This is a genomic window from Pseudoduganella sp. RAF53_2 (genome assembly GCF_052113985.1).
GTDB lineage: Bacteria > Pseudomonadota > Gammaproteobacteria > Burkholderiales > Burkholderiaceae_D > Rugamonas.
The window spans coordinates 1-4,100 of sequence record NZ_JBFRDW010000561.1; the positions used below are offsets into that span (position 1 = coordinate 1).

A 4,100-nucleotide genomic window follows, 5' to 3' on the forward strand; every position below is an offset into this window, starting at 1 on the left:
GTCGGGTAGCAGGCGGCAATTTCCTCGGCGCCCAGCTGGTTCTGGTCGACACGGGCGCGCCAGGCGGCCAGGTGGACCACGGCGGCCAGGGCGTTGTCTTCCGGGGCCGGGAAGGCGGCGATCGTCTCGGAGAACACTTCCGGGAACTTCCAGCGACGGGCCAGTTCGGCGCCCACGTCGGCGAAGCTGTAGCCGAAGGAAGCCATTTCGGCATCCAGGCGGCGCGAATCCATCGGACCGGCGATCTTATCCAGCTGCATGGCCTGCTCCGGCATGGCGGCGTGGATCACCAGCTGGCCAATGGCGTGCATCATGCCGATGGTGAAGGCGAGGTCGGTGTTCTGTTTGGTCTGGCGGGCAATCCATTTGGCGCCAACGGCGGTGCGCAGGCTGTAGCGCCAGAACTGGCGCAAGTCGAGGCCCGGCACCGTCTTGAAGCCGGATACCAGACCGGAGCTGATGACCAGGGTACGCACGGTCACGAAGCCCAGCATCAGGACCGCGTCTTCCACCGTGCCGATGCTGCGCGAAACGTGGTAGTAGGCGGAGTTGGCCAGACGCAGCAGCTTGGCGCTCAGGACCGGGTCGGTGGAGATTTTCTTGGCAATGTCTTCGGTCGAGACACTGGCCTTGTCGAAGCTGCTGATCAGTTCATCGACGACTTTGGGCGCTGTTGGCAGGGCGGTCGGGTGCTGGAACAGGGCTTCGAGTTTCATGGATATCTCCCAGAGTGATTTTGGATGTTGCCTCAGGTGAACTATATAGCGATTCCATCCGGGTTGGGACACAATTTGCGCGGCCAGTCCCCGGATTCTGCATTCTGTCGCATCGCTGTCGCGTTTTCCCGGCTGAGCCGTTACAGTCCACCCTGGCTCACCACGCCATCAATTTTTAAAACTACAAGGGACCAAACATGCAAGTTTCCTTCCGTTGGACGCCGATCACGAGCGCCATTACCCTGGTGCTGTGCGGCGCCACCCTGGCTCTGACCCCGGCGATTGCGCGGCAAACCGCTGCGCCGCAAGCCGCGCCGGCCGCAGCCGTCCTGCCGGGCGACGACTTCTTCGCCTACGCCAATGCCGACTGGCTTTCCAAGAATGAAATCCCGGCCGACAAAGGCACCTGGAGCTCCTTCGGTGCACTGGCCGATGCCACCAACCAGCGCATTGCGCAGCTGATCGACGAACTGGGCGCCAAGTCGCCGTCCGGTGACGCGCTGCGCGTGTCCAGCTATTACAAGAGCTTCATGGACGAAGCGGGCATCGAAGCCAGGGGCGCCGCCGTGCTGAAGCCATCGCTGGACAAGATCGCCGCCATCAAGGACAAGGCCGGCCTGACCCGCGCCCTGGCATCCACCGTGCGCGCCGACGTCGATCCGCTGAATTCCACCAATTTCCAGACCGAAAACATCTTCGGCGTGTGGATCGCGCAAGGCCTGAACGACTCCGACCACTACATGCCGTACATCCTGCAGGGTGGTCTGGGCATGCCGGACCGCGCCTACTACCTGGAAGAGAACGAACACATGGGCCGCCTGCGCACGGCCTATCAGGCGCACATCGCCGCCATGCTGAAGCTGGCCGGTTTCTCCGAGCCGGAAGAGCGCGCCGCCCGCATCTTCGCGCTGGAAAAGCGCATCGCCCAGTCGCACGCAACCCGCGAAGATTCGGCGGATATCCAGAAGGCTAACAACGTCTGGTCCGATAAAGACTTCGCCGCCAAGGCGCCGGGCATGGACTGGAAGGCCTTCTTCCACGCCGCCGGCCTGGACAAGCAGAAGAAGTTCACCGTCTACCATCCGACCGCCGTTGTTGGTGCGGCTGCCCTGGTGCAGGACGTGCCGCTGCAGGACTGGAAAGACTACCTGGCCTTCCATACCGTGAACCACGCCGCGCCGGTGCTGCCGAAAGCCTTCGTCGACCAGCGCTTCGAGTTCTACGACAAGTCCCTGTCCGGCGTGCAGCAGCTGTCGCCGCGCTGGAAGCGTGGCCTGGCTTCGCTGAACAACACCCTGCCTGACGCTACCGGCAAGATCTATGTCGAGAAGTATTTCCCGCCTGAGGCGAAGAAGCGCGTGCAACAGATGGTGGCCAATATCGTGCAAGCCTTCCATCAGCGCATCGACAAACTGGACTGGATGGCGCCAGCCACCAGGAAGGAAGCGCAGGAGAAGCTGCGCACCCTGTACGTGGGCGTGGGCTATCCGGACAAGTGGACTTCCTACAATGGCCTGAACATCAAGCTGGGCGACGCTTTCGGCAACCTGGATCGTTCGGAAGAATTCCACTACAAGCAGGAACTGGCCAAGCTGCACCAGAAAGTCGATCCGACCGAATGGTGCATGCCGCCGCACCTGGTGAATGCGGTGAACATGCCGCTGCAGAACGCGCTGAACTTCCCGGCCGCGATCCTGCAGGCGCCGTTCTTCGATATGTCCGCCTCCGACGCGCATAACTACGGCGCAATTGGCGCGGTGATCGGCCACGAAATCAGCCACAGCTTCGATGACCAGGGCGCGCAGTTCGACTCCAAGGGCCATCTGCGTGACTGGTGGACCAAGGCTGACGGCGAGCACTTCCAGAAAGCTGCCGGCGCATTGGTGGCGCAGTACAACGCGTACGAGGCATTCCCTGACCTGCACCTGAACGGCCAGCTGACCCTGAGCGAAAACCTGGCTGACCTGGCCGGCCTGTCCGCTTCGCTGGACGCTTACCACGCATCGCTGGGCGGCAAGCCTGCGACCATGGAAGGCGACCGCGAATTCTTCCAGGGCTTCGCAGCCAGCGAGCGCAGCAAGCAGCGTGAAGCATCGCTGCGCCGCCAGGTCGCCACCGACGGCCACTCGCCAGGCAAATGGCGCACCTACACCGTGCGTAATATCGACGCATGGTATCCGGCCTTCGACGTGAAGCCAGGCCAGAAGCTGTACCTGACGCCTGAACAGCGCGTGCGCGTCTGGTAAGCTGAGGGGATGGACGATATCGAGCAGATTACCCGGCGCACGCTGGAGCACTACGAACGCAATGCCCAGGCCTTTTTGGAGGGCACGCGCGATCATGATGTCAGCCAGAATGTGTCGGCCCTGCTCGGTGCGATTGAGGGAGCGGCGCCGTTCCGCATCCTCGACCTTGGTTGCGGCCCCGGCCGCGATCTTCGGACGTTCAAGGCCATGGGCCACGAGCCCATCGGCATCGATGGCGCCGCCCATTTCGTCGAGATGGCGCGGCGCTGGAGTGGCTGCGAGGTCTGGCATCAGGATTTCGTCAACCTGCAGCTGCCGCCCGAACACTTCGACGGCATTTTCGCCAACGCTTCACTTTTCCACGTGCCCAGCGCAGCTTTGCCGGAAGTGCTGAAGCGCCTGCAGGCCGCGCTGAAACCGCGCGGCGTGCTGTTCAGTTCCAATCCCCGCGGGCACAACGAAGAAGGCTGGAACGGTCCCCGTTACGGCAGCTATTACGACTACGCGAGCTGGGAAGCCTATTGCATCGCGGCAGGCTTTGAACCCGTCCATCACTATTACCGTCCGGCAGGGCTACCGCGCGAACAACAGCCATGGTTGGCCAGCGTTTGGCGCAAGTGTTAGATCCCGAACGGATGGAAACAATTCCGGTTCGTATGATTTCCTCTCAGCTTAACTAAAGGAGAGCAATCATGAACAAGGACCAAATCAAGGGTAAGGCCAAGGAAGTGGGCGGCAAGATCCAGGAAGAGGCAGGCGAACTGGTCGGTAGCTCGAAGCAGCAAGCCAAAGGCATGGCAAAGCAGGCCGAAGGCAAGCTGCAGAAGAAAGTGGGCGATGCCCGCGAAGCTGTCGATGACGCAACCGATGACCTGATCGAGCGCGGCAACCGTCAGGGTCGTCCTTAATCAATCGCGATCCGGCGCGCCCAGCGGGAAGAAATGCCTGTAGGGGCGCGCCTCATCCACGGCGCGTTTGAACGACGGGCGCGCCATCAGCCTGTTCCGATACGCAATCACATTGGCGAACTTCGGATCGATCCGGTGCGTCCAGTCCGCATAGAACAGGAAAGGACCGGCGCCGCAGTCGGCCATACTGAATGCCTCCCCAGCCGCCCAGGTGCGGCCCTCCATATGCT

At 62.2% G+C, this 4,100-nt stretch carries 5 protein-coding genes; 3 read left to right on the forward strand and 2 right to left on the reverse strand.

The annotated features are described in order from the left end of the window. A partial coding sequence (locus AB4Z11_RS25305) for an HDOD domain-containing protein (protein ID WP_442028541.1) occupies positions 1–716 on the reverse strand: 716 nt, incomplete at its 3' end. A gap of 197 nt (positions 717–913) precedes the next feature. Between AB4Z11_RS25305 and AB4Z11_RS25310 the strand changes: the two genes are divergently transcribed. The 3 genes from AB4Z11_RS25310 to AB4Z11_RS25320 all read left to right on the forward strand — a co-directional run bounded on the left by AB4Z11_RS25310 (position 914) and on the right by AB4Z11_RS25320 (position 3,870). Continuing rightward, complete coding sequence (locus AB4Z11_RS25310) at positions 914–2,962, forward strand: M13 family metallopeptidase (RefSeq protein ID WP_442028542.1); 2,049 nt, start codon at positions 914–916, stop codon at positions 2,960–2,962. A gap of 9 nt (positions 2,963–2,971) precedes the next feature. After that, complete coding sequence (locus AB4Z11_RS25315; protein ID WP_442028543.1) at positions 2,972–3,586, forward strand: class I SAM-dependent methyltransferase; 615 nt, start codon at positions 2,972–2,974, stop codon at positions 3,584–3,586. A 68-nt stretch (positions 3,587–3,654) separates the two neighbouring features. Continuing rightward, complete coding sequence (locus tag AB4Z11_RS25320; protein ID WP_442028544.1) at positions 3,655–3,870, forward strand: CsbD family protein; 216 nt, start codon at positions 3,655–3,657, stop codon at positions 3,868–3,870. Here AB4Z11_RS25320 and AB4Z11_RS25325 read toward each other — a convergent pair. Further along, on the reverse strand, positions 3,871–4,100 hold a 230-nt coding region (locus AB4Z11_RS25325), incomplete at its 5' end, for a glutathione S-transferase family protein (protein WP_442028545.1). It abuts the gene before it with no gap.